The 23,223-nt window shown below is 60.6% G+C and carries 22 protein-coding genes, 5 tRNA genes and 2 pseudogenes; 14 read left to right on the forward strand and 15 right to left on the reverse strand.

Translation table 11 applies throughout. The features are described from left to right. Nucleotides 1-31: 31 nt before the first annotated feature. From FHT75_RS16470 to FHT75_RS16480, 3 genes are all read right to left on the reverse strand, one after another. Complete coding sequence (locus tag FHT75_RS16470; protein ID WP_063475497.1) at nucleotides 32-211, reverse strand: hypothetical protein; 180 nt, start codon at nucleotides 209-211, stop codon at nucleotides 32-34. A 75-nt stretch (nucleotides 212-286) separates the two neighbouring features. Further along, complete coding sequence (locus tag FHT75_RS16475) at nucleotides 287-496, reverse strand: cold-shock protein (RefSeq protein ID WP_047614884.1); 210 nt, start codon at nucleotides 494-496, stop codon at nucleotides 287-289. 245 nt (nucleotides 497-741) lie between these two features. After that, the gene (locus FHT75_RS16480; RefSeq protein WP_047614883.1) at nucleotides 742-1,350 is read right to left on the reverse strand and encodes a DUF2026 family protein; all 609 of its coding nucleotides are present in this window, start codon (nucleotides 1,348-1,350) and stop codon (nucleotides 742-744) included. Between the two features lie 397 nt (nucleotides 1,351-1,747). On the opposite strand from FHT75_RS16480, the pseudogene FHT75_RS16485 reads away from it, so the two are divergent. Continuing rightward, nucleotides 1,748-2,088, forward strand: a pseudogene (locus tag FHT75_RS16485) (NIPSNAP family protein). Between the two features lie 68 nt (nucleotides 2,089-2,156). On the opposite strand, the gene FHT75_RS16490 reads toward FHT75_RS16485, so the two are convergent. Both FHT75_RS16490 and FHT75_RS35865 read right to left on the reverse strand, forming a co-directional pair. Beyond that, nucleotides 2,157-2,714, reverse strand: a complete 558-nt coding sequence (locus FHT75_RS16490) for a dihydrofolate reductase family protein (RefSeq protein WP_183845055.1) — start codon at nucleotides 2,712-2,714, stop codon at nucleotides 2,157-2,159. Nucleotides 2,715-2,906: 192 nt separating this feature from the next. After that, nucleotides 2,907-3,013, reverse strand: a pseudogene (locus tag FHT75_RS35865) (CopG family transcriptional regulator); the annotation flags it as partial. 52 nt (nucleotides 3,014-3,065) lie between these two features. Between FHT75_RS35865 and FHT75_RS16495 the strand changes: the two are divergent. Beyond that, nucleotides 3,066-3,680 carry a tyrosine-type recombinase/integrase gene (locus tag FHT75_RS16495; protein ID WP_280178106.1) on the forward strand — a complete coding sequence of 205 codons (615 nt, stop codon included), beginning with the start codon at nucleotides 3,066-3,068 and terminating at the stop codon, nucleotides 3,678-3,680. Nucleotides 3,681-3,687: 7 nt separating this feature from the next. On the opposite strand, the gene FHT75_RS16500 is transcribed toward FHT75_RS16495, so the two are convergent. Both FHT75_RS16500 and FHT75_RS16505 read right to left on the reverse strand, forming a co-directional pair. Beyond that, nucleotides 3,688-3,764: transfer RNA gene (locus FHT75_RS16500), tRNA-Arg, on the reverse strand. Between the two features lie 57 nt (nucleotides 3,765-3,821). Further along, on the reverse strand, nucleotides 3,822-4,127 hold the full coding sequence (locus FHT75_RS16505) for an ETC complex I subunit (RefSeq protein WP_063475492.1): 306 nt from the start codon (nucleotides 4,125-4,127) through the stop codon (nucleotides 3,822-3,824). A gap of 672 nt (nucleotides 4,128-4,799) precedes the next feature. On the opposite strand from FHT75_RS16505, the gene FHT75_RS16510 reads away from it, so the two are divergent. Further along, a tRNA-Pro gene (locus FHT75_RS16510) sits at nucleotides 4,800-4,876 on the forward strand. A 59-nt stretch (nucleotides 4,877-4,935) separates the two neighbouring features. On the opposite strand, the gene FHT75_RS16515 is transcribed toward FHT75_RS16510, so the two are convergent. Continuing rightward, on the reverse strand, nucleotides 4,936-5,424 hold the full coding sequence (locus tag FHT75_RS16515) for a DUF192 domain-containing protein (protein WP_063475491.1): 489 nt from the start codon (nucleotides 5,422-5,424) through the stop codon (nucleotides 4,936-4,938). A 1-nt stretch (nucleotide 5,425) separates the two neighbouring features. Continuing rightward, complete coding sequence (locus tag FHT75_RS16520) at nucleotides 5,426-6,004, reverse strand: cold-shock protein (RefSeq protein WP_012757289.1); 579 nt, start codon at nucleotides 6,002-6,004, stop codon at nucleotides 5,426-5,428. A gap of 195 nt (nucleotides 6,005-6,199) precedes the next feature. On the opposite strand from FHT75_RS16520, the gene gloA reads away from it, so the two are divergent. From gloA to FHT75_RS16550, 6 genes are all read left to right on the forward strand, one after another. Continuing rightward, the gene (gene gloA, locus FHT75_RS16525) at nucleotides 6,200-6,640 is read left to right on the forward strand and encodes a lactoylglutathione lyase (protein WP_063475490.1); all 441 of its coding nucleotides are present in this window, start codon (nucleotides 6,200-6,202) and stop codon (nucleotides 6,638-6,640) included. A gap of 166 nt (nucleotides 6,641-6,806) precedes the next feature. Beyond that, nucleotides 6,807-7,874: a YcbK family protein gene (locus tag FHT75_RS16530; RefSeq protein WP_047615721.1), complete on the forward strand. Its 1,068-nt coding sequence runs from the start codon at nucleotides 6,807-6,809 to the stop codon at nucleotides 7,872-7,874. 198 nt (nucleotides 7,875-8,072) lie between these two features. Further along, nucleotides 8,073-8,147: transfer RNA gene (locus tag FHT75_RS16535), tRNA-Glu, on the forward strand. A gap of 74 nt (nucleotides 8,148-8,221) precedes the next feature. After that, nucleotides 8,222-8,296: transfer RNA gene (locus FHT75_RS16540), tRNA-Glu, on the forward strand. A gap of 176 nt (nucleotides 8,297-8,472) precedes the next feature. Beyond that, nucleotides 8,473-8,547, forward strand: a tRNA-Glu gene (locus FHT75_RS16545). 257 nt (nucleotides 8,548-8,804) lie between these two features. Further along, nucleotides 8,805-10,781 carry a hypothetical protein gene (locus FHT75_RS16550; protein ID WP_063475489.1) on the forward strand — a complete coding sequence of 659 codons (1,977 nt, stop codon included), beginning with the start codon at nucleotides 8,805-8,807 and terminating at the stop codon, nucleotides 10,779-10,781. 16 nt (nucleotides 10,782-10,797) lie between these two features. Here the strand turns inward: FHT75_RS16550 and recJ are convergent, their stop codons facing one another. The 5 genes from recJ to FHT75_RS16575 all read right to left on the reverse strand — a co-directional run bounded on the left by recJ (nucleotide 10,798) and on the right by FHT75_RS16575 (nucleotide 16,427). Next, a complete protein-coding gene (recJ, locus tag FHT75_RS16555) occupies nucleotides 10,798-12,600 on the reverse strand; it encodes a single-stranded-DNA-specific exonuclease RecJ (RefSeq protein WP_063475488.1) in 1,803 nt (600 codons plus the stop codon). Nucleotides 12,601-12,785: 185 nt separating this feature from the next. Further along, nucleotides 12,786-13,028: a hypothetical protein gene (locus FHT75_RS16560; protein WP_063475487.1), complete on the reverse strand. Its 243-nt coding sequence runs from the start codon at nucleotides 13,026-13,028 to the stop codon at nucleotides 12,786-12,788. Nucleotides 13,029-13,188: 160 nt separating this feature from the next. Continuing rightward, nucleotides 13,189-14,514: a homoserine dehydrogenase gene (locus FHT75_RS16565; protein ID WP_063475486.1), complete on the reverse strand. Its 1,326-nt coding sequence runs from the start codon at nucleotides 14,512-14,514 to the stop codon at nucleotides 13,189-13,191. A 60-nt stretch (nucleotides 14,515-14,574) separates the two neighbouring features. Then, nucleotides 14,575-15,792, reverse strand: a complete 1,218-nt coding sequence (locus FHT75_RS16570) for an LL-diaminopimelate aminotransferase (RefSeq protein WP_047614866.1) — start codon at nucleotides 15,790-15,792, stop codon at nucleotides 14,575-14,577. 221 nt (nucleotides 15,793-16,013) lie between these two features. Continuing rightward, nucleotides 16,014-16,427: a hypothetical protein gene (locus FHT75_RS16575; RefSeq protein ID WP_047614864.1), complete on the reverse strand. Its 414-nt coding sequence runs from the start codon at nucleotides 16,425-16,427 to the stop codon at nucleotides 16,014-16,016. Nucleotides 16,428-16,574: 147 nt separating this feature from the next. Between FHT75_RS16575 and FHT75_RS16580 the strand changes: the two genes are divergently transcribed. Together FHT75_RS16580 and FHT75_RS16585 are read left to right on the forward strand one after the other, a co-directional pair. After that, the gene (locus tag FHT75_RS16580) at nucleotides 16,575-18,428 is read left to right on the forward strand and encodes a PHA/PHB synthase family protein (RefSeq protein WP_373289141.1); all 1,854 of its coding nucleotides are present in this window, start codon (nucleotides 16,575-16,577) and stop codon (nucleotides 18,426-18,428) included. A gap of 207 nt (nucleotides 18,429-18,635) precedes the next feature. After that, nucleotides 18,636-19,976 (forward strand): DUF2778 domain-containing protein, encoded by a 1,341-nt coding sequence (locus FHT75_RS16585; RefSeq protein ID WP_063475484.1) that lies wholly within the window; start codon nucleotides 18,636-18,638, stop codon nucleotides 19,974-19,976. Between the two features lie 34 nt (nucleotides 19,977-20,010). On the opposite strand, the gene FHT75_RS16590 is transcribed toward FHT75_RS16585, so the two are convergent. Beyond that, the gene (locus FHT75_RS16590; protein WP_063475483.1) at nucleotides 20,011-21,168 is read right to left on the reverse strand and encodes a pyridoxal phosphate-dependent aminotransferase; all 1,158 of its coding nucleotides are present in this window, start codon (nucleotides 21,166-21,168) and stop codon (nucleotides 20,011-20,013) included. A gap of 211 nt (nucleotides 21,169-21,379) precedes the next feature. Here FHT75_RS16590 and FHT75_RS16595 point away from each other — a divergent pair, with 211 nt between their 5' ends. From FHT75_RS16595 to accB, 3 genes are all read left to right on the forward strand, one after another. Next, nucleotides 21,380-22,138: a DsbA family protein gene (locus tag FHT75_RS16595; RefSeq protein ID WP_047615707.1), complete on the forward strand. Its 759-nt coding sequence runs from the start codon at nucleotides 21,380-21,382 to the stop codon at nucleotides 22,136-22,138. A 161-nt stretch (nucleotides 22,139-22,299) separates the two neighbouring features. After that, nucleotides 22,300-22,737: a type II 3-dehydroquinate dehydratase gene (gene aroQ / locus FHT75_RS16600; protein WP_047615706.1), complete on the forward strand. Its 438-nt coding sequence runs from the start codon at nucleotides 22,300-22,302 to the stop codon at nucleotides 22,735-22,737. A 20-nt stretch (nucleotides 22,738-22,757) separates the two neighbouring features. After that, on the forward strand, nucleotides 22,758-23,222 hold the full coding sequence (gene accB / locus FHT75_RS16605; protein ID WP_063475482.1) for an acetyl-CoA carboxylase biotin carboxyl carrier protein: 465 nt from the start codon (nucleotides 22,758-22,760) through the stop codon (nucleotides 23,220-23,222). Nucleotide 23,223 lies beyond the last annotated feature (1 nt).

Genomic DNA, 23,223 nt, shown 5'->3' on the forward strand with positions numbered 1-23,223 from the left:
GGCGGGGCTGTATTAACACGGCTGGCAGATGTCAGCGTTTGGCGCCGCCTGGCGGCCGGCCCTTGCCCGTCTGGCGATTGCCGCTCCCGGACGCGGTCTTGGCATCGTTGCCCTGACCGAAGTTGGTGCCGCCGAGATGACCGCCGCCACTGGTGTTGGCGACCTGGCGCTGCGCTCTGCGCAACAGCGCCTCTGCATTGGTCTTGCTCATGACATTCTCCTCAATGGCCGGAAAACCCAGCCGAAATGCTGTCGCCTGCATCCGCGGTCAAAGACCAGCGGCATGTCAGGCAGCGACGATGTTGCCGGCGGAGCTTTTGCCGGAACGGCTATCCTGGATGACGTCGAAGCCAACCTTCTGCCCCTTATCAAGGGACGCCATGCCAGCCTGCTCGACGGCTGAAATATGGACGAAGATATCGGTCGAGCCGTTGTCCGGCTGAATGAAGCCGAAGCCCCGCGTCGGATCAAAGAATTTAACCGTGCCTGTGTTCATGACGGTCTCCTCTCAAGCGCATAAACAATCGCCCTCCGGCGACTGCCGGACGGCGTAGAAATCGATTTTGAAAGGAAAGATCAGCTGGGCCGCCTGAGGCGCGAACCAAAGCTCGACAAGCAATTTCGATGGAAGAATCGATAGGCCGGCAATGTGTTTAAAACAAGTTTCTGGTGACGGTGTTGGGCGTTACAACCCGGATAACACATATAGCGGCGTTCTCTTGGCCAAGACGTCAGGAGCGATCACCACGCGCCAACGAGCGCGTTGCCCGAAAGCGGAACCTTTTTCAGCTTTCCGTTTTGATCGGCAACCGATATCGACGTCAGCAATTGCTTCGGCGACTTTCGAAACCAGTTCGCGGCGATCGTCGCCATATCACCGATCATCGCGTGTTTGTGCCAGGCTGCGAAACGCCGGGCAGTCGCCTCGGGTTCGGCTTGATAAAAGAAATCACCGGATTGGCCAAGATTGTTGATCGACGAAGCCATTGATGAGAGCGGACGTTGAAACATTTTCGGAGGCACCGAAAGCTCTCGGGCAGTCTCGGAAAATGCCGGAGCCATGAAATCGATAACCCAACCATCCGCCTCCACCCAGCAGTGGAAATTTTCCCCAGCGCCAGTCACATAGCCGTCTTCGCGATAGTCTGCGAACAGTATGAGCGTGCCCCCGAGATTGTAAGCAGCAAGCCCGCCCTTAGGCGTGGCCTTGATTTTGTAGTGTTGTTCGAGGATGAAAGCCCCGAAGGTGCTGAAGTACATACAGGCCGTGGCAGGGTCGGCATTTTCGTTGATGAGCAGGCTATTGATAATGCGGTAAATCCGATGGTAGTCGCTCTGCTTGATCAACATGGCCGTTCACCCACAAACTCTAAGGTTTCGCGCAATCACTAGGCGACGACGCCCGCGATGTAAACGACGCGCACCGATGTCCATGCCGATTGGCCGGGTGGCAAGCGTGATCCGAAATCCGACCGGGCCGGGTTCGAAGCACATGTAAAACCATCAAGTCTCCCGGCAACCCCTGCTTGCCGTGGGCCATTCTGCGAACCGCAAAAACGTTGGGAGATAATGGCGACCCCTGCAGGAATGCCAAAACTCTGAAATTATGCTGTAATTTCAATGAAATTGTTTGATCTGAGGGGCGCCGCGCAAGTATTGATTACCTTATGGAATTTTATAAGCTGCCCCTCATTTCCGAGAGCGGATTGAGGACGCTCCAAAGGACATCCAGCATGAGGAGCATCCGATGATCCACGAATTGCGCATCTATACATGTGTGCCGGAGAGGCTGCCGGCCTGCAACAGCGTTTCGAGACCGCAACGCTGGCGATCTGGGAACGTCTCGGCATCCGCTCACTCGGCTTCTGGACGACGATGATCGGTTCTTCCAGCAACGATCTGACCTACCTGCTCGAATGGCGGTCGCTGGCGGAGCGCGAGCAGAAATGGGCCGAGTTCATCGCCGATCGGGAGTGGCGGGAAGCGAAGGCGAAGAGCGAGGCGGATGGGCCGATCGTGGCCAACATCGTCAGTTCGCTGCTGCAGCCGACACGCTTTTACCGCGGCTTCTCCAAACCGTCGGAATAACGGCCACGTGGTCCCTCCGTGTCCTTGATGCTGACGACCACAAACGAGTGATGGCTGGACCGGCGGGCTCAGCGGCGGACGCGGTAGCGGATGTGCGTGGCCTCGGGTGTATCGATCACCCGAACGATCTCCAACTCGACGCGCGATGCTAAGACTTCGAACATTCGGCGGCCACCTCCGAACAAGACTGGAACCTGGTGTATTTGCAGTTCGTCGAGCACGCCAGCTTCCAGCGCCCGCTGCGCCGTGTACGCGCCAAGCATCAACACGTCCCGGTCCCCGGCGGCGGCCTTCGCCTGCGCCATTGCGCTCGCGATCCCGTCGCTCACGTATTTGACCAAGGGATAATTCGCGACGGATGGCCCGGGCGGCCTGTGACTGGGTACGAAAATCGCGACACCGTGATTGTCACCACCCCAGTGATCGACCTGCTCCACGGTTCGCCGACCCGCCAGAATCGCACCTGGCGCGTTCCATTCGTCCCACAATTGTCCGACCGGTCCGGTCGGTCGGGAAAAATCCCCGTACCACTCGTGCAACCGCATAAAGTCGTCGCCGCCGGGATTGCCCACTTCATCGTTAGGCCCCGCGATATACCCGTCCAGTGACATGGACATGAAGAGCACTGATTTGGACACTGTTATCTCCTGTGGTCTCTTTACAAACTGGGGCCGTGGGAATTCGCTCTGCGGGGTGGGCTATTGATGCAAAAGCTCGTTCAGGCAAGCCGAGTGCGCGCGGACTGTCTTGATGTTCCCAAGGACGCTCGAGCGACACTGACGCCGACATCCCGAATACGGATTTTGGGTTATCGAAATTCATGCCGACCCATCCACGTCGCCGTCTTCATCGAGGTTGTGCACCGGGAGATAGGGGTGTTCTTCTCCATCCACTGGACTATGAATCTGATCGTGTCATTGCGCGTCTACGCTGTGGACGCGGGTATCGTGAAAAACAATCCCGTCCGAGATGTGAAAATGCCAAAGGCGAAGACTGAAGGCTTCAAGCCTTGGGAAGCGGCCGACGTCGAAAAGTTCTATGCCACGCACCCGGAAGGCTCGCAGGAGCGACTCGCCATGGACATGCTGCCTTTCACTGGCCTGCGCCGCTCGGACATCTTCCAGATCGGCCCGCAGCACGTCAAAGATAACATCATCGAGTACCGCGCAGGCAAGAATGACGAGTGGGTTTATATTCCTATTCACCCAGATCTTAGAGCCATTCTCGATGCGGTGAAGAAAGAGCATCTGGCTTATCTGGTGACGCCGGTTCATGGCCGGCCATTTAAGAGCGCGGCCGCGTTCGGGAATTGGTTCGGTCAAATGTGCGCTGAGACGGGCGTGGATGGCCGGGCGCACGACCTAAGGAAAACGCTCGCCCAGCTCCTGGTCGAAAGCGGCAACAGCAACAGCAAACTCAAGGCCCGTTTTGGCTGGAGAAGCGTTTCTATGGTCAACCATTACACGCGGAAGGCCGACAAGCGGAAGCTCGCTATTTCGAGCGCTGCGAAACTGAACGAGAACAGCCTAACCCCTCAAACCAAATCCATTGAGGGGTTAACGCCTGAAAACAAAGCAAAAACAAATACTTGAAAATTGATGGCGACCCCTGCAGGAATCGAACCTGCGACAACCTGCTTAGAAGGCAGGTGCTCTATCCAGCTGAGCTAAGGGGCCGTCCGGCGGTCGCGTTCAAGGCGCGCGACCGAATGCGGCATATTTGGACGAGAAATCTCAATGCGTCCAGGGCTGCGTGCGGGTATAGCGGAAATTGTCGGGATAGGCGACCACCTGGCGGGCCGCATCCTTCGGCGCAATGACGCGGTATTCGACGCCGTTGCGCTGGGCATAGGCCTCGGCGAGTTCCTGCGTTTCGAAGGTCAGCTTCACCTGCTGGCGCATGTCGCCCGAGGAGGTGTAGCCCATGATCGGATCGATCTTGCGCGGCGACTCCTGATCGAACTCAAGCACCCAGAGATGGGTCTTGGCCTTGCCGGACTGCATGGCGGTCTTGGCTGGACGATAGATCTTGGCAGACATGACTGCGGCGTCTCCGACTATGCGGGCAGTGCCCGGCTTTCATGGTCTCAATCCCGGTTGCCGGGTCTTTTGCTTCATCGCTTGAGATAGCGCGAAGAGATGAATTTTGCTTATCCGCGAATCCGCGGCTTTTCAAGAAAAAAGGCGGTGCGCGACGCACGCTGCCTGCTCCATCTCATGACAAGCCGATGCATTGGGGAAACAAGGCTATCGGCGGGCGAAGCGGCTTTGGGTCGTCTTCCCACCTGTCGATCCAGCCCTCTCTTCATGGCCGAGGGACCTCAGGCCGAATTGCGCAATGTTACCGATCGTCGCATGTTGTGATTACAAGCTGATTGCCGCAGCCGGTCCCTGGCACTATCTACGGCTCCATCGGTTTCAGTGGATTTGCACTCATGATGAAACGTTCGCCAGAGTTCAATGCCATTGCGTTAGGAGCTGGTATCACGGCTTTCTTCTACGTCGTCATCAGCTACGCCCAATATCTCGGCCTGATCGCCCACGGCTGAGGCAGCCTTGTCCTGACGTTCAATGCGCCCGGCACGGCAGACGTGCGACCCATCAAGATTTTTCTATAGCATCCACAGGGCAGGCGAGGAATCTTCGACCAGCGCTGGATTTATGGGTTGCGACGGCGAAGTGAACCGTGTATCTCCCCTGCCATTCACGGCACGGAGTGTAGCGCAGTCTGGTAGCGCATCTGGTTTGGGACCAGAGGGTCGGGAGTTCGAATCTCTCCACTCCGACCATTCAATATCCTGATATTCCTGAATTCCCTCGCAGCCGCCTGCGCGCGACCCTGCCGCCGTCACTTCGCCTTGCTTGTCGTCGTGGCGCTGACGATCCTGTCGCCGGACTTGATTCCAAGCTTGGCGACGACGCCTGCATTGAGTTCGACGACGTATTTCACCTCGCCCATCGAATCGATGATATCGCGCGAATAGGGCTTTGCGTTTTCCTTGATGTGGCGGATCGTGCCGGTGTCGTCGGCAAAGAGCATGTCGAGCGGCAGAATGGTGTTTTCCATCCACATGGTGACGCGCCGCGGCTCGTCGAAATCGAAGATCATGCCGGCATCATCGGCCATCGTCTTGCGAAACATCAGCCCGCGGGCGCGCTGATCGGGGGTCGAGGCGATCTCTACGGTGAAATGCAGCACCTTGCCCGCGGCGGTCTGGATGAGCAGCGGCTCCTTGTCGAACCGCATCTGCTCCTCGGCCAAGGCCGGCAGCGCAGCCATGAAAAAAAGCGCCAGGATGGCGCTTCGGATGGCATGAAACAGGGACAGGCCACGCATGTCAGTGCGACCGGCTTGCCGGGCTCGGAACATCAGGATGGATCTCTGCGGCCATCAGGCCCTTTTCGCCGTCGCCGAAGCGGACAAGCACCACCTGGCCGGGACGCAGTTCCGTCAGGCCGAAGCGACGGAGCGTCTCCATATGCACGAAGATATCTTCCGTGCCCTCGCCGCGCGTCAGGAAGCCGAAGCCCTTGGTGCGGTTGAACCATTTGACCAGCGCACGCTCGAGCCCGCTCGTCGCGGTGACCTGCACATGGGTGCGCACCGGCGGCAGCTGCGACGGATGAACCGCGGTCGACTGGTCCATCGAGAGGATCTTGAAAGCCTGGTAGCCGCGCTCGCGGCGCTGGATGAGGGCGACGATGCGCGTTCCCTCGAGGATGGTCTGGTAACCGTCGCGGCGCAAACAGGTCACGTGCAGGAGAACATCCTGCATGCCGTTGTCGGGTACGATAAAGCCGAAACCCTTGGCGACGTCGAACCACTTGACGACGCCGGTGATTTCAACAAGATCGACCGCCTCTCCTGATAGCTCGTCGAGATCGGAGTATTCGTTCGATGAAATCCTGTCAGCCATTGTCGCCAGCCCCTCGAATACGCGTCACACTGTTACGGTTAACTGATTCTTGAAATCAAGATTAACATCTTGGTAACGGATAAGCGCAAGTCCTAGTTTTCGGTTATTCCCAGCTGCACATTTTATAAAGTTGACTTGCCCGAAGCTGACCTCGGCTTGCTGAAAAAAGCCAGCCCCAATAAAGGAGTAGATAGAATGCGTTATCTCCACACAATGGTACGGGTCAAAGACCTGGATGCCTCCCTCGCCTTTTACACCACGCTGTTCGGGCTGGAGGAGATTCGCCGCCACGAAAACGAAAAGGGCCGCTTCACCCTGGTTTTCCTGGCCGCTCGCGACGATCTCGACCGTGCACGCAACGAAAAAGCTCCCTGCCTCGAACTGACTTACAACTGGGATACAGAGGATTATAGCGGAGGACGCAATTTCGGCCACCTCGCTTATGAGGTCGACGATATTTATGCGATCTGCCAGAAGTTGATGGACAATGGCGTCACCATCAACCGGCCGCCGCGCGATGGGAACATGGCCTTCGTGCGCTCGCCCGACGGCATCTCGATCGAAATCCTGCAGAAAGGCAGCCCGCTTCCGCCCGCCGAACCCTGGGCCTCGATGGGCAATACCGGCGCCTGGTAAGGGTTTTTCGCCGCAAGGCTTTTGCGAAACTTGCGGCTTTTGCGATTTCGGGTCCGGCCGGCGCCTTGCCGCTTGCCGCGATCCGGCCCCGCAGGCAATCTCCCGATGACTCGAAGCGGAAGGCGGCGTTTATGCCCATTTTCCGCATCAACTGGAGACTGCTCGCTTGCGTAACATGCAGATGCGGATGCCCGTGACGGGCGCTTTGCTGATCGCCACCTCGGTGCTGGCGCTGTCCGGCTGCGCGTCGGACAAGAAGGCGCTCGATTCCGCCGCAGTTGCTCCGGCGGCGTCGGCCACAGTCCCTCAGCTTGCCACGGTAGCGCCCGCAGGCTCTGTCCCTCGTTCGGGCTACACGGACCCTCGACTCGTCAACGTCTCCGGCGCCCAGGCCGCGCCTCAGCTCGTCGCGCAGGATCCGAATGCCGCCGTCCCGCCGGCCGATCCGGCGAGCACAGCACCTGCCAATATCGGCGGGCTCGTCCTGCAGTCGACCCGGATCAACGCGCAGGCGATGAGCATTTTTTCCGATCATCAGCCGGCGCCGCAAAACAACAGCACGTCAACCGTCATCCAGCCGCAGGCCTATGCGCCGGTGCAAGGGGCGGCACCCGCGCGAAGCAGCGTCTACAGCCAGCCATACGTGCCGCAGCCGCCGGCGGAGCCGGTGCTGCCGCAGCAATCCTCACAGAACAACAGCACCCAGCTTGCGCCAGTTCAAACAGCGTCGCTCGCCACGGGCAGCATTCCGACCTCGACGATGAATGCGCTCTACAGCGCGCCGAAGCAGAACCTGCTCGGCAGTCTTTCCGGCCTGCTGCAAAAGGCCGCCCTGCCCGGCATGACGCGTATCGCGCCGAATGGCCTGCATGTGCAGAACGACAAGGTCGAGGTCGGCTGCTTCAAGCCCGACCTGCTGAAAGTGATCAAGACGGTCGAAAACCATTTCGGCCGGCCGGTTATTGTCACGTCAGGCTACCGCGACGAAGAGCACAACCGCCTGGTCGGTGGCGCCGACGAATCGATGCACAAGAGCTGCGAGGCGGCCGACATCCAGATCGACGGCGTAACGAAATGGGATATCGCCGCCTATATCCGTTCGCTCCCGAACCGCGGCGGCGTCGGCACCTATTGCCATACGGATTCGGTCCACCTCGATACCGGCAAAACCCGTGACTGGAACTGGGGCTGCGGCGGCAAACGCGCGCCGATAACGACCGCAAGAGCAATCTGACGACCGCGCGATTTTCGCATTACGTTACGGCAGCACCACCTCGCCTCGTTAAAGAAACAGCCGGCAGCCCGTTGATTCGGCTTCAATAATCGGCTTTTCGAACACGCCCGGATTTCTTGTCACTTTTTTGAAAGAAAAACCGCAATTCCGCTTGCGGGATTCAAAACGCCTGACTATAAGGGCGCCACCACGAAGGAAGCGCCCTTCGTCTATCGGTTAGGACACCAGATTTTCATTCTGGGAAGAGGGGTTCGACTCCCCTAGGGCGTGCCACTTTCTCTCCATATAGAAGCCATCACATCCGCTTGCAGAAGCCGGTGCGCATTCCTATTTCAGTAAAGTTGCCTGCGCCCTTCGTCTATCGGTTAGGACGACAGATTCTCATTCTGTAAAGAGGGGTTCGACTCCCCTAGGGCGTACCACTGGATTGCGCAATGGCGCCCAAACCAGCCCGCTGGCTTATCTTTCCCGGCCCCGTCGCCTGACGATACCAGGTTTTTCCACAGTCGAAAAAAATCGGCGAAAACGATGATTTTTTCACGCCTTGGCGCTTGCGGCCTTCGAAGGTGCTGACTATAAGGGCGCCACCACGAAGGAAGCGCCCTTCGTCTATCGGTTAGGACACCAGATTTTCATTCTGGGAAGAGGGGTTCGACTCCCCTAGGGCGTGCCACTTCTCTCCCCAAAAATCATCCGTCTATTCGAGCCAGATTCGCGGCCTTGTTTGCCGCTCGCACCTCTCCTTCGGCGCAAACCTCTCGTAGCGTCCGCGCTCTACGTACGAACATCGCGGCTTAACCTTTCCCCTGGTCTAGCGAAACTCGTGCCAACAGTGTGGCGCAAGCTTCACGTCCAATAGTCGGCCCCAAACCAGCCCGAATGCCGTTTCGTGAATCACGGAGACGGCGGCCATGCACGAAGGACGATGCCTTGACGATCAATCAGCCCATTTCCGCTCTGCCGGCCGGTCTTCCTGATCTGGCGCTTCTCACGGAAAAAGCGGCCGGCACGGGATCGGTCATCGTCTATCAGCCCTATCTCGATCCTTCGCAGCGCAGCCAGCTCGACGCGGCTGCCGTGCCGCTCGACATCTCGTTCAATACGCAGGCGACAACCCGCGAATATGAGCTCTTCCACATCCTGCATCAGCATCACGAGGCGATCGGCCTCGGTGACGACGTGTTCTGGGGGCTGCTCTCCAGCAAATTCGAGATTAAATCGGTGACCAGCTTCCCGTCCTTTGTCACCGAGGCGGAAAAAGCCAGGGCCGAAGGTGCAGACGCCTATCTTTACAATCCGCTGATCGGCCACGCGGCGATTTACAGCAACGTTTGGGAACATTCGCTGCTTGGCGGCCATCCCGGCATGGAGCCGATCTTCCTGCATATCCAGGAGCTCGGCTATCCGATTGCGCCGCCGCAGGACAAGACTGCCTTCATGTTCTGCAACTATTTCTGCGGCAACCGGAAATTCTGGTCCGGCTATTTCGCCTTTTGCGAACGCATTCTCGAATCGCTCGAAAATCAAGCGCGCGTCGGCACCCCGGCGGGTACCGCCTATGCCGGTGAGGCTCACTATTCACGCGATGCCAACGCGAAGATGCGCCCCTTCGTGATCGAACGTCTGCTCGGGCTTTATGTCCAGCAGGCTGCCGCCGCCGGATTGAAGATCGCCGCCTTCGTACCGACCGTTGCCGATTTCGAATGGAAGTTCGGTGTCCGCCTCGGCCGTATGCTGCATGGTCTTTTCACCACCAAGGAAGCCTTTCTGCGCAGCCGTGACCAGGCTCTCCTGACCTCGTGGCAGGAAGGCCGCCAGCCGCTCATCAAGCAGCCGCATCTGATCTGGGGGACTGATGATCCGCCCGCCTGGATGCCGCGCGGCCAATTCATCGGCGGCCGCGAATTGATGCGCGCCTATGCTTCGCAGGCTTCAGGCGCCTCTGCGGCGCCGCAGCAGCCGGTACGGACCGAAAGGCCCGCTCTGCCAGCCGCGCCGAAGATCGAGCAGCCGCTCCGCAACCCGTTGCAGCCCTTTGCCGGCGGATGGCAGGCGCACAAGGACCGTCATTGCATCTGGATCGTGACGCCGGCCAACTACAGTCATAGCCACGCCTTCGACGAAGTCGCGCTCGGCCTGCAGGGCGCCTTCGAGGAACTCGGCGGCTCGGCACCGATCGTCCGCGACATGAATGCGTTCGCCGGCCGCGCGCCGATCATCTACGGCGGCAATCTTCTCCCCGCCGAAATCGTCGGCCATCTGCCGCAGGACAGCGTCATCATCAATCTCGAGCAGGTGTCGGAAGAAAGCATCTGGATCAATTCGCGCTACACCTCGATCCTGAAGTCGCTTCCGGTTCTCGACTACAGCCCGCGCAACCGGGAAAATCTCGCCGCCAAGGGCATTGACCATGCCGGCGTGCTCGAGGTCGGCTATAGCCGCTGCCTCAGCCAGATACAGCATGCCCCCGTCAAAGATATCGACGTGCTCTTCTACGGCTCGATGAACGAACGCCGCCACCATATCCTGAAGACGCTGGAGCAAGGCGGGCTCAAGGTCGCGCACCTCTTCAACATCTATGGCGCGGAACGCGACGCGGCGATCGCCCGTTCCAAGATCGTCATCAACATCCATCATTATACGAGCGGCGTCTTCGAGATCGTGCGCATTTCCTATCTGCTCGCCAATCGCGTCTGTGTGCTGACCGAAGGCGATATCCGCGACCCGGATCTCCAGCCCTTCAGCGGCGGCCTGGCGGTCGAGCCCTATGACAAGATGATAGAGCGCTGCCATAAGCTGATCGGAGATACCGCCGAGCGCGATTCCATCGCCGCGAAGGGCTTTGCGGCCATGAAGAGCCGATCGCAAGCGGAGATGCTGATGAGCGTCATGACCGCCGGCAGCTGATGAAATTCGCAGAAGATTACCGCGCCGGAGCCGCGTCGCAGACGCGCAGCTGGATGCGGCGTGAACCCTGGTAATGCTCGGCCCCGAGCGAACCCGCGACATGCAGGCTGGCGCCGCGTGAATTGATGAGAAGATTGCCGAGTGCCGTATCGGCGGCGCGGAAGGCGATGCCGTCGAGCCGCGATCCGTCCATTGCCTCCAGCGTCACCTTCACATGTTTCTCGCCGACGAGGCGGGCATCGCGCACGCGATGTGCCGGCACGGCAAAGAGCGGCTGGGCGTGACCGGAGCCATAGGGGCCGGCGGCCTCCAGGCGGTCGATGAGTTCGAGAGTGGCGCCGCTTGCGCCGATCGCGCCGTCGATCTTCAGCGTCTCGTTGGCGACGAGGCTGGCCACCGTCCTTTCGGCCTTCTCCGTGAAGAAGCTTCTCAGCCTGCCGAGATTGGCGCGCTCGACCGTCAGCCCGGCGGCCATGGCGTGGCCGCCGCCCTTGACGAGAATCCCCTCGTCGACCGCAGACCGCACCATCCTGCCCATGTCGAAGCCGTTGATCGAGCGGCCCGAGCCGGTGCCGCGGCCGGAGGGATCGAAGGCGATGGCGAAGGCCGGCCGTTTGAATTTCTCCTTCAGCCGCGCCGCGATCAGCCCGACGATGCCGGGATGCCATTTCTCATGGGCAGTGACGATGACGGAGGCCCCCTCGCCGTCGCCATATTCGGCGAGCGCCTCGGCTTCCGCCTCCTGCAGCATGATGGCCTCCATCGCCTGGCGTTCGCGGTTGAGCTCGTCGAGGCGCTGCGCGATCATTTCTGCCTCACCGGCGTCGTCGAGCGTCAGCAGGCGGCTTCCGAGCGCCGCATCGCCGATCCGCCCGCCGGCATTGATGCGCGGTCCGATCAGGAAGCCGAAATGATAGGGTGTCACCGGACCTGCGAGCCCCGCCTTGCGGAAGAGTGCCGCAAGCCCGGCATTGCTCTGGTGGCGAGCGGCGACCAGCCCCTTCACCACATAGGCGCGGTTAAGGCCCTTCAGCGGCACGACATCGCAGACCGTCGCCAGCGCCACGATATCCAGCCATTGCAGCAGATCGATCGCCAGGATGCGCTTGTTGCCGGCCGCACGCAGCAGCCTCAGCGTTGCGACCAGCACCATGAAAACCACGCCGGCTGCGCAAAGATGCCCCTGCCCCGAGAGATCGTCCTCGCGGTTCGGGTTGACCAATGCATGGCAGCGCGGCAGCTCATGTGTCACCTGGTGGTGATCGATGACGACGACATCGACATTGCGCGCGGCAGCGGCTGAAAGCGCCTCGTGACTGGTGGAGCCGCAATCGACGGTGACGATCAGCTGGGCGCCATTGTCGATCAACTGGTTGATCGCCGCCGGATTGGGGCCGTAACCTTCGAAGACGCGGTCGGGAATATAGATGTTCACCTTGACGCCGAAATGGCTGAGAAAGCGATACATCAGCGCCGAGGACGCCGCGCCATCGACATCATAGTCGCCGAAGATCGCGACGCTCTCGCCGCGCTCGATGGCGCTCACGAGGCGGACTGCGGCCTTTTCGCAATCGGTCAATGTGTGAGGATCGGGCATCAGGCTGCGGATCGTCGGATCGAGGAATTCGATCGCCTCGTCCACCGTGACGCCGCGCCCGGCCAGCACGCGGGCGATCAGATCCGGCAGTCCGTGAATCTGCGACATGGCCAGCGCGCGGTTCTGCCCGGCCTGGTCGAGCCGCGCGACCCAGCGATTGTCGAGCGCGGATTTCTCCACGCCGAGAAACGCGCGCTGTACCGGATCGACGGGATCTGCCATGCCACACTCCGCTGACTTCATCTGCTCTTTCTACAGGAGCAGCGGAGATAACATAGCGATGGATTTACAGACACGGATATTTACCAAAGCATGTCGCGCAAAAGTGTGCGGCGGTTTTGCGAAAACGACATGCGTGCAAGCAAAAACTCTAAAGCGCGAGCGAATCTGAAAGATCGCGACACGCTTTAGAATACCGCCCAGACGATCAGGGCGATGCCGGCCAGTTGCACCAGTATGACCGAAAACAGCGTCAGCAGAATGGCCCAGTTACGGCCTTCCGTGTGTTCGTCGCCGTCAACCTCCTCAGGGACCTCCTGGCGAATTTCATGGTAGGCCGGCTTGAGAGTTTGCTCAAGCATATCAGGACGGCCTGGCGGCACCTCGCTCGGGCGGCCATACCCCTTCCCGGCGTGGCTGTCCTTGCTCATGAAATTCTCCACCCAGACGACTCACCATCTCTGGTTTAGTTATATCAATATTTCGGTATCTGTTAATATAGGCTTCCGTAACGAAAGGTTGCATAGATAGCAGAAAAAACCGCCCTGCCAGAGGCGGGGCGGCTCAACTATTCCGCACGGGAAGAATGGCTCAGCCTTCCTCTTTCGGCCGCTCGATGCGAATGACCTGCGGCTCGCCGAAGAGATAACCTTCCGACTTGATCGAGGCGACCGCCCTGCGCACCGACTCCTCCATCGTCGCGTGGGTGACGAGAATGATCGTCTGGTGATGCGAGGGGGCCAGATGCTGCTTGGAGCGCTGGACGATCGATTCCAGCGAGATGTTGTTTTCTGCCATGCGGGTTGCGACGCTGGCAAAGACGCCGGTGCGGTCGAGCACGGTCAGGCGGATGAAATAGCCGCCTTCATGGCTCTGCATCTGCGCCTTGCGGTAGGGCTCCAGCGTCGTTGCGGGATGGCCGAGCACCGGTACGCGCTGGGCGCCCGGCTGGCTCTTGGCGATATCGGCGATGTCGCCGAGCACCGACGAGGCCGTGGCATTGCCGCCGGCGCCGGGGCCGACCATCAGCAGCTCGCCGAGCACGTCGGATTCGATCGCCACCGCATTGGTGACGCCGTCGACCTGGGCAATGACCGAATCTACAGGCACCATTGTCGGATGGACGCGCTGCTCGATGCCGGTATCGGTGCGCTGGGCAACACCCAGGAGCTTGATGCGATAACCGAGCTCGGCGGCGGCGTGGATATCCTCGATCGAAATGTTGGTGATGCCTTCCAGATAGATATCGTCGGCCGCAATGCGATTGCCGAAGGCGAGCGTCGTCAGGATGGACAGCTTGTGGGCCGTGTCGTTGCCCTCGATATCGAAGGCCGGATCGGCCTCGGCATAACCCAGCCGCTGCGCTTCCTTGAGGCATTCGGCGAAGGAAAGCCCCTCCTTCTCCATCTTGGTCAGGATGTAATTGCAGGTGCCGTTCATGATGCCGTAGATGCGCGAGACGGCATTGCCCGTCAGCGATTCGCGCAGCGCCTTGATGACCGGGATGCCGCCGGCGACTGCCGCCTCGAAGTTCAACAGCGCGCCCTTCTCCTCGGCGATCATCGCAAGCTCGACGCCGTGATAGGCAAGCAGCGCCTTGTTGGCTGTCACCACATGGAGACCACGCTGGAGTGCGGCGCGCACCGAGACGTTGGCCGCCCCTTCGGCGCCACCCATCAACTCGACGAAGACGTCGATATCGCCCTTTTCGGCAAGGTCTTCCGGGCGGTCGAACCAGGTAACAGCGGAAAGATCGATGCCGCGGTCCCTCGTCCTGTCACGCGCGGAGACCGCGGTGATGGTGATCGGACGCCCGCAGGTGACGGCAAGCTCGTTGCTCTTCTGCTGAATGATGCGGACTAGCGAGGCGCCAACGGTGCCCAAGCCCGCAATGCCGATTTTGAGGGCATCTGCCATGGATCGATCCTGAATGTCTGTGTGGCGGCAGCCGTAAAACACGGCTGCCGGAGAGTTGGATTAGCGGTGCGCGTTCAGCGAGATGACGTTATGCATCGTCTCGTCTGCCGTCGACATGAACTTCTTGATGTTGCGCGCAGCCTGGCGGATGCGGTGTTCGTTCTCGACAAGCGCCAGACGGACATAGTCGTCGCCCATTTCGCCGAAGCCGATGCCCGGGGCAACGGCGACGTCGGCCTTCTCGACCAGCAGCTTGGAGAACTCCAGCGAACCGAGATGACGGAACTTTTCCGGGATCTTCGCCCAGGCGAACATGGTGGCAGCCGGCGGCGGCACGTCGAAGCCGGCCTTGCCGAAGCTTTCGACCATGACGTCGCGGCGACGTTTATAGACGTTGCGGACTTCCGCAATGTCGGAGCCGTCGCCGTTCAGCGCATGCGTCGCCGCCACCTGGATCGGCGTGAAGGCGCCGTAGTCGAGGTAGGACTTGACGCGGGTCAGCGCCGCGATCAGCCGCTCGTTGCCGACGGCAAAGCCCATGCGCCAGCCGGGCATGGAGAAGGTCTTCGACATCGAGGTGAACTCGACCGTGACGTCGATCGCACCCGGTACTTCGAGAACCGACGGCGGCGGGGCGCCGTCGAAGTAGATCTCGGAATAGGCGAGGTCGGAAAGCACGATGATGTCGTGTTTCTTGGCGAAGGCGACGACGTCCTTGTAGAAATCGAGCGTCGCGACAAAGGCTGTCGGGTTCGAGGGGTAGTTGAGAATCAGCGCCAAGGGCTTCGGGATCGAATGCCGGACCGCGCGTTCGAGCGGCTCGAAGAAGCTCGCATCCGGCTCCACCGACATGGAGCGAATCACGCCGCCTGCCATCAGAAAGCCGAAGGCGTGGATCGGATAGGTGGGGTTCGGGCAGAGGATCACGTCGCCAGGCGCGGTGATCGCCTGCGCCATGTTGGCGAAGCCTTCCTTGGAGCCCAAGGTGGCGACCACCTGCGTATCCGGGTTGAGCTTGACGCCGAAACGGCGGGCGTAATAGGCGGCCTGGGCGCGGCGCAGCCCCGGAATGCCCTTGGACGACGAATAACGGTGCGTGCGCGGATCCTGCACGACCTCGCACAGCTTGTCGACGATCGACTGGGGAGTCGGAAGGTCAGGGTTTCCCATGCCGAGATCGATGATATCGGCGCCGCCCGCTCGCGCGCTTGCTTTCAAACGGTTGACCTGTTCGAAAACATAAGGCGGCAAACGCCGGACTTTGTGAAACTCTTCCATTTCATTCCCCATGGAAAGGCGGCTTTTCGGGCCGCAGTCGAAGTTCGTTCCGTCTCCCGGCGGCTGCGACACGAACTTCAGAATCGCAACGCCGTATTCATCAGACCCAAGCCACGCGGCAAATCTTTGACGGAAAGGCCGCGTAACGCGCTTTATCGGGAAAATTATGTCTTCCGATCCATCCGGAAGGCTTTGCGTCCAAATTGCCTGAAAGGCAAGGTCTATTTGGAGATTTCGGAGAGCGTATCGGTGCCGTGCTCGGCGGCCAGGCGCCGCATTTCGGCGACCTTGGCCTGATAATCGGCTTCCGAGAGGGTGCCGGCCTTGCGCTGGGCGGCAAGTGCGGTCAGCTGATGCTGCAGGTTGGCCGCCTGCTCGTCGCTCATCTGGACGTTGGCGGCCGTCAGCGGCGCGCCGAAATTCGGATAACCGTCCGGCGACTTAGCAAGGCCGCCTTCGACCGCCTCGCCCTTGGTCGCCGGCATGACGACGGCGGTCGGCGCCGCTCGCTTGGCGGCGGCGGCGGCCTTCTGTTCCGCCGTCAGATTGCATCCGGCAAGGGCCATCGCCGCCGCGGCGCAGATCAGTGCGGTGCGGTTGAAGGTTGCGATGCGCAAAATGCCGTTCTTCGTCATGCCTCAAAAATCCAGTTCTGACTGCTTCGACTGTTAAATTTGTCGCAGCCACAAAGCAATAGCATGAGCCGACGCGCGTGGAACTTGTTTTCTCGTTCAATCACGATGTACAACGATTGGATAAAAAGAGTGCTGCCGCCGGAGGAAATGGTGACCGACAGCAAGAAGGAGAGTGGCGGCAAGGCCGGTATCGACGCGACCGATCTCGATCCCTATCTGCTGAAGGATCCCGAGGCCATGGCGATGAATTTCGCCCGGGCGCTCGAAAATCTCGGACAGGCAGCGTCTGCCTGGCTTGCGCCGCGCGAACGCGGCGAGATCACCGAAAGCGCCATCGATCCGATGACCGACATGGTCAAGACGCTCTCCAAGGTCACCGAATACTGGATTTCCGATCCGCGCCGGACCTTCGAGGCGCAGACCCAGCTGATGTCCTCGTTCTTCGGTATCTGGATGCGATCGATGCAGCGCATGCAAGGCGCGAGCGGCCTGCAGGGCGGCCCCACGCCGCCGGAGCCGGATACCCGCAAGGACAAGCGCTTCTCGGACGAGGACTGGCAGAAGAATCCGTTCTTCGATTTTCTCCGCCAGGTCTATTTCGTCACATCAGACTGGGCGGAAAAGCTGGTGTCGGAGACCGACGGCCTCGACGAGCACACCAAGCACAAGGCCGGATTCTATGTGAAGCAGATTACGGCTGCGCTATCGCCGACCAACTTCGTCGCCACCAATCCGCAGCTCTACCGCGAGACGATCGCCACCAGCGGCGCCAATCTGGTGCGGGGAATGAAAATGCTCGCCGAGGATATCGCCGCCGGACATGGCGATCTTCGCCTTCGCCAGACCGACATGACGAAATTTGCCGTTGGCCGCGACATGGCGCTGACACCAGGCAAGGTGATCGCCCAGAACGACATCTGCCAGATCATCCAGTACGAGGCTTCGACCGAAACGGTGCTGAAGCGGCCGCTGCTGATCTGCCCGCCCTGGATCAACAAATTCTATATTCTCGACCTCAACCCGCAGAAATCCTTCATCAAATGGTGCGTCGACCAGGGTCAGACCGTCTTCGTCATTTCCTGGGTCAATCCGGATGCGCGCCACGCCGATAAGGACTGGGCGGCCTATGCCCGCGAGGGCATCGATTTCGCGCTTGCGACAATCGAGAAGGCGACCGGCGAGAAAGACGTCAACGCCGTCGGTTACTGCGTCGGCGGCACGCTGCTGGCGGCGACACTGGCGCTGCATGCCAAGGAAAAGAACAAGCGCATCAAGACCGCGACCCTCTTCACCACCCAGGTCGACTTCACCCATGCCGGCGATCTCAAGGTTTTCGTCGACGAGGAGCAGCTTACGGCGCTCGAAGAGCATATGCAGGCGGCCGGCTATCTCGACGGCACGAAGATGTCGATGGCCTTCAACATGCTGCGCGCCTCCGAGCTGATCTGGCCCTATTTTGTCAACAACTACCTGAAGGGCCAGGATCCCCTGCCCTTCGACCTCTTGTTCTGGAACGCCGATTCGACCCGCATGGCAGCGGCAAACCATGCCTTCTACCTACGCAACTGCTATCTCCGGAATGCGCTGACGCGAAACGAGATGATCCTCGACGGCAAGCCGGTGTCGCTCAGGGACGTGAAGATCCCGATCTATAATCTCGCCACCCGCGAGGATCACATCGCGCCTGCCAAGTCCGTCTTCCTCGGCAGCCAGTTCTTCGGCGGCAAAGTGGAGTTCGTCGTCACCGGCTCGGGACACATCGCGGGCGTCGTCAACCCGCCCGACAAGAAGAAGTATCAATATTGGACCGGCGGCCCCGCCAAGGGCGACTACGAGACCTGGCTCGACCAGGCGACCGAGACGCCGGGATCGTGGTGGCCGCATTGGCAGGCCTGGATCGAGACGCATGACGGCAGACGCGTGCCGGCGCGCAAACCCGGCGGCGACGCGTTGAACGCGATCGAGGAAGCGCCGGGAAGTTATGTGATGGAGCGCGCCTGAGAAGGCCCAAAGCATCTCTTTGTGAGACGTCGAGAGAAAGAGCGACGCCGCGTAAATAAATTAGAAACCATAATTCGTCATCCTTGCGAAACAGTCGGATGTCGCAACTGGTCTAAATTCGGCCCATTTGCGCCTTTACCGGCCCCGGCGAAGTTTAGTCAGTCAGTGCCGCCGGCCTGCGTAGCGAGTTTGAAAGACGAGTGTAGTATGGCGTTTGCGGTCGGGACGTTCGATAACGTCACCCCTCTTGGCGGATCTGCTTTCCGTTGGCGCAGATCTCGCGGTTTTCTTTGCGGTGTCGTCGGCGCCGGATTTCTGACCTCCACATGGCTGATCGCGACTTTCGCGACGATGCATTCGATGGCCGTGCCCTATTCTCCGTCTGATCGCCTGACACAGGTCGGGACCGCGCCGAAGCTGGCGCCGCCGTCACACCATGAGCGGCTGATTCATGTCGGCAAGGCCGATCGGCTGGCTCCCTTTGACGCGAAACCGAAGATGCCGCTAACGGCGAGCCTCATCCAATCCCATGCCGAAAAGACCGCCGCCGCGGCAACGGCGCTGGCCGCTCTGACAAAGAACAATCGGCTCACCATAGCTGCCGAGCAACCGGTCGTCGCCGCGATTTCCGACAGCGCCAAATTCCGCAAGGATGATGTGATCGCGCCGCCGCCGCTCGAGCTTGCCTCGGTAAAGCCAGAAGCAGGCGATAGCGACCGGATCATTATTCCCTCGAAAGAGGCCATCGCCGCAGCCGAAGTCCCGGCCCTGCTTGCGCTTGCCGATGCCGGACCCCGGCAGATCGCGCCGGCCCCGGTCGAGCCGGCCGCATCTCCCGTCAGAACCGCCTCCATTCCCGCCTCAGAACCCGCACCTGTCGTGGTTGCCGCCGCGGAAGAAGCGCCGCCCTTCGATCTCGTCCTGGCCCCGGATGAAGGTTCCGTGCCGCTGCCGATGGCGCGTCCCGATGGCCTCGTCGGCAAACCGGCGCCGACCGCCAAGGGTTCGCAGCGCGCTGGCGAGCCGGCACTTGCCTACGCCCAGCCGAACTCGCCGATCGAAGATGACGAAGACGATGCCGTGCCGCGTTACGACAAGCCGGTCTTTTCGCCCAAACTGCGCGCAGGCGTGGCGATCTACGACATCGAGAACAGCACCGTCTATCTGCCGAACGGCGAACGGCTGGAAGCCCATTCCGGCCTCGGCAAGATGCGCGACAACCCGCGCTACGTGGACAAGAAGATGCGCGGACCGACACCGCCGCACACCTATGTCCTCACCATGCGCGAAGCCCTTTTCCACGGCGTCGAGGCGCTGCGCCTGACGCCGGTCGAGGGTTCGGACGCCATCTTTGACCGCGTCGGCCTGCTGGCCCACACCTACATGCTCGGCAGGAACGGCGATTCCAACGGCTGCGTCTCGTTCAAGGATTACAAGCGCTTCCTCGCCGCCTACAAGCGCGGCGACATCAAGCAGCTCGTGGTGGTGCCGCGGCTGAACAACAAACCGGCTTCGACGCTCGCCTCGCTGTTTTCATCGCGAAGCTAGCCGATAGGAGAGCGAGCAGCCGGCTGCCGGCGCGCTACTTCAACCAGGCTGCGATTCGTTCCACCGCCTCGGCGATCTCGGCTTCCGAGCCCGCATAGGATAGACGCAGGGTTCGATTTCCTTCCAGGGGATCGAAGTCAAGGCCGGGCGTTGCCGCGACGTCGATTTCCGCGAGCATGCGTTTGGCAAAGCCCATGCTGTCATTGGAAAAGCGGGTGACGTCGAGGTAGGCGTAGAAGGCGCCGTCCATCGGCGAGGCGATCGAAAGGCCGATCTGCGGCAGGCGCCGCATCAGCAGCTCGCGGTTGGCGGCATAGCTCGCCTTGTAACGATCCAGCTCGGCACCGGCGCCGAGAGCGGCGGTGGCGGCGATCTGGGAGAGCTCGGGCGGGGAAATATAAAGGCTCTGCGCCACCCGCTCTATCGGCCGCACCAGCCGTTCCGGCAGCACCATCCAGCCTATCCGCCAGCCGGTCATGCAATAATATTTGGAGAAGGAATTGATGACGATCGCCTCGTCTGTCAGCTCCAGCGCGCTCGCCTCCTCGCCGGCAAAGGTCAGCCCGTGATAGATTTCATCAGAGATGAAGGCGATGGAATGGGCGGCGCAATAATCCGAAAGCGCCTTCAGCCCCTCGCGGCCGGTCACCGTGCCGGTCGGGTTGGCGGGGCTTGCAAGCAGCACGCCTTTCAGCGTCAGGCCGCTTTCCTTCTGCGCCACTTCCAGGCTCTCAGGGGTGAGCGTAAAGTGGGTCTCGGCCGTGACAGGCACTTCGAGAACCTTCAGACCCAGCGCGCCGAGAATGTTGCGATAGGCGGGATAACCGGGCCTTGCGATCGCCACCGCATCGCCGGCATCGAAGAGCGACAGGAAGGCCAGATTGAAGCCCGCCGAGGAGCCGGTGGTGATGGCAATGCGCGCGGGATCGATCTCCAGTCCGTGGCGATCCCTATAGTGCCAGGCAAGTGCGGATTTCAACCGCGCCGTCCCCAACGCATCGGTATAACCGATCCGGCCGTCAGAAAGTGCGGCGCGCGCCGCCTCGAGGGCTGCCTGAGGCGCCGGATGCGAGGGCTGACCGACCGCCATCGAAATCACGGGATGACCTCTTGCACGCCGTTTCGTCGCCTCCGCCAGAACGTCCATAGCGTGAAAAGGCTCGACTTCGCTGCGTTTCGATATGGAAAACAAGATCGCTTCTCACTCGGCTTCTTCAATGACGGCCCGACAATTGCCGTATTAATCGGCTCATCACAATCCCGCGAGGGCCGCGCGGGGATGAAAAATTCCTGTTTGATGAGAACCGGACGCGCCGTACCTTGACGCGACGCATTCAAGTCCATTAACCCGACGACGGTCTTCTCGACAAAGAGACGGCCACACCGCCGCTGACGAGGATATCATGGCATTCTTCCCGAAAACCTTCACCGCACTGGCGCTTGCCGCATCGATCGCCCTTCCGCTTCCGGCGGCGGCGCTCGACGACCAGCAGAAGAAGGAGTTCGGCGAATTCATCAAGCAATATCTGATCGAGAATCCCGAGATCATGATCGAAGTCCAGGATGCGCTGCAGAAAAAGCAGGAAGCCCAGCGGCTGGTGAAGGCCAATATGGCGATCGAAGAGAACACCGCCGACATCTTCGATTCGAAGAACGACGTCACGCTCGGCAATCCCAAGGGCGATGTCACCGTCGTCGAATTCTTCGATTACAATTGCAGCTATTGCCGGCACGCACTTCCCGACATGCAGGCGATGCTGAAGAAGGACAAGAACGTCCGCTTCGTGCTCAAGGAGTTTCCGATCCTCGGACCGGATTCGGTCGCCGCCCACAAGGTAGCCGATGCCTTCCGCAAGCTGGCGCCGGAGAAATATGCCGATTTCCATGTCGCCCTTCTCGGCACCGAGGGCCGCGCTTCCGACGAAACAGCGATCGCGGTCGCCGCTTCGCTCGGCGTCAGCGAGGACAAGATCCGCGCCGAGATGGCAAAGAGCCCGAATGACGGCATCGTCCAGGCGACCTACCAGCTCGCCTCCAGCCTCGGCATCAGCGGCACGCCCTCCTATGTGATCGGCAACGAACTGGTGCCGGGCGCCGTCGGGCTCGACGATCTCGAAGCCAAGGTCAAGAACATGCGCAGTTGCGGCAAGACTGCCTGCTGAGCAAACCAGCCGCCGGTCGGCCGCCCATCAAATCGCCAAAATCGAAGCGTTTCAGCCATGTGGACAAATGTGGCGTGATTCCCGCTGGCCAACCCGTAAGGGCTTTCATTCAGCCTTCGCGGAGTCTATAGGTTGCCGTCGTACATTTTACGGAACATTCGATGACGCAAACGATTTTCGTCCTGAACGGCCCCAACCTGAACATGCTGGGTAAACGAGAGCCCGGCATTTATGGCGGCAAGACGCTGAAGGACATCGAAGCCGACTGCAAGGCCGCCGGCCGCGAGTTCGGGTTTGATATCGATTTCCGGCAGAGCAACCACGAAGGCACGCTTGTGGACTGGCTCCACGAGGCAGATGAAAAGGCCGCCGGCGTTGCCATCAACGCGGGCGCCTATACGCATACATCGGTCGCGCTGCATGATGCGATCCGCGCCATTTCCATTCCCGTCATCGAGCTCCACATATCCAACGTGCATGCACGGGAAGAATTCCGTCACAAGTCGATGATCGCGCCGGCATGCAAGGGCGTGATCTGCGGCTTCGGGACTCACAGCTACATCCTGGCGCTCCACGCGCTGAAGAACATCACGGCATAAGAAGAAGACAGGGCAACACCATGGCTGAAAAGAAATCGGGTATCGATCAGGCACTGATCCGCGATCTCGCCAATATTCTCAACGATACGGATCTGACAGAGATCGAGGTCGAGCAGGACGACCTGCGCATCCGCGTTTCGCGCGCCGGTACGCCGCAATACGTCCAGGCGCCGATCGCAGCACCCAGCTATGCCGCAGCCGCTGCGCCGGCAGCCGCTGCCGCGCCGGCCGCAGCGCCCGCCCGTAACCCCGCCAACGTCGTCAATGCTCCGATGGTCGGCACCGTCTACATGGCGCCGGCTCCGGGCGCGCGTCCGTTCATCGAGGTCGGCGCGACCGTCAAGGAAGGCCAGACGCTCATCATCATCGAAGCAATGAAGACGATGAACCAAATCCCCTCGCCGAAGTCCGGCAAGGTGACCGAGATCCTCGTCGATGACGGACATCCCGTCGAATACGGCCAAGCCCTCGTGGTCATCGAATAGG

Source organism: Rhizobium sp. BK112 (assembly GCF_014193215.1).
GTDB lineage: Bacteria > Pseudomonadota > Alphaproteobacteria > Rhizobiales > Rhizobiaceae > Rhizobium > Rhizobium anhuiense.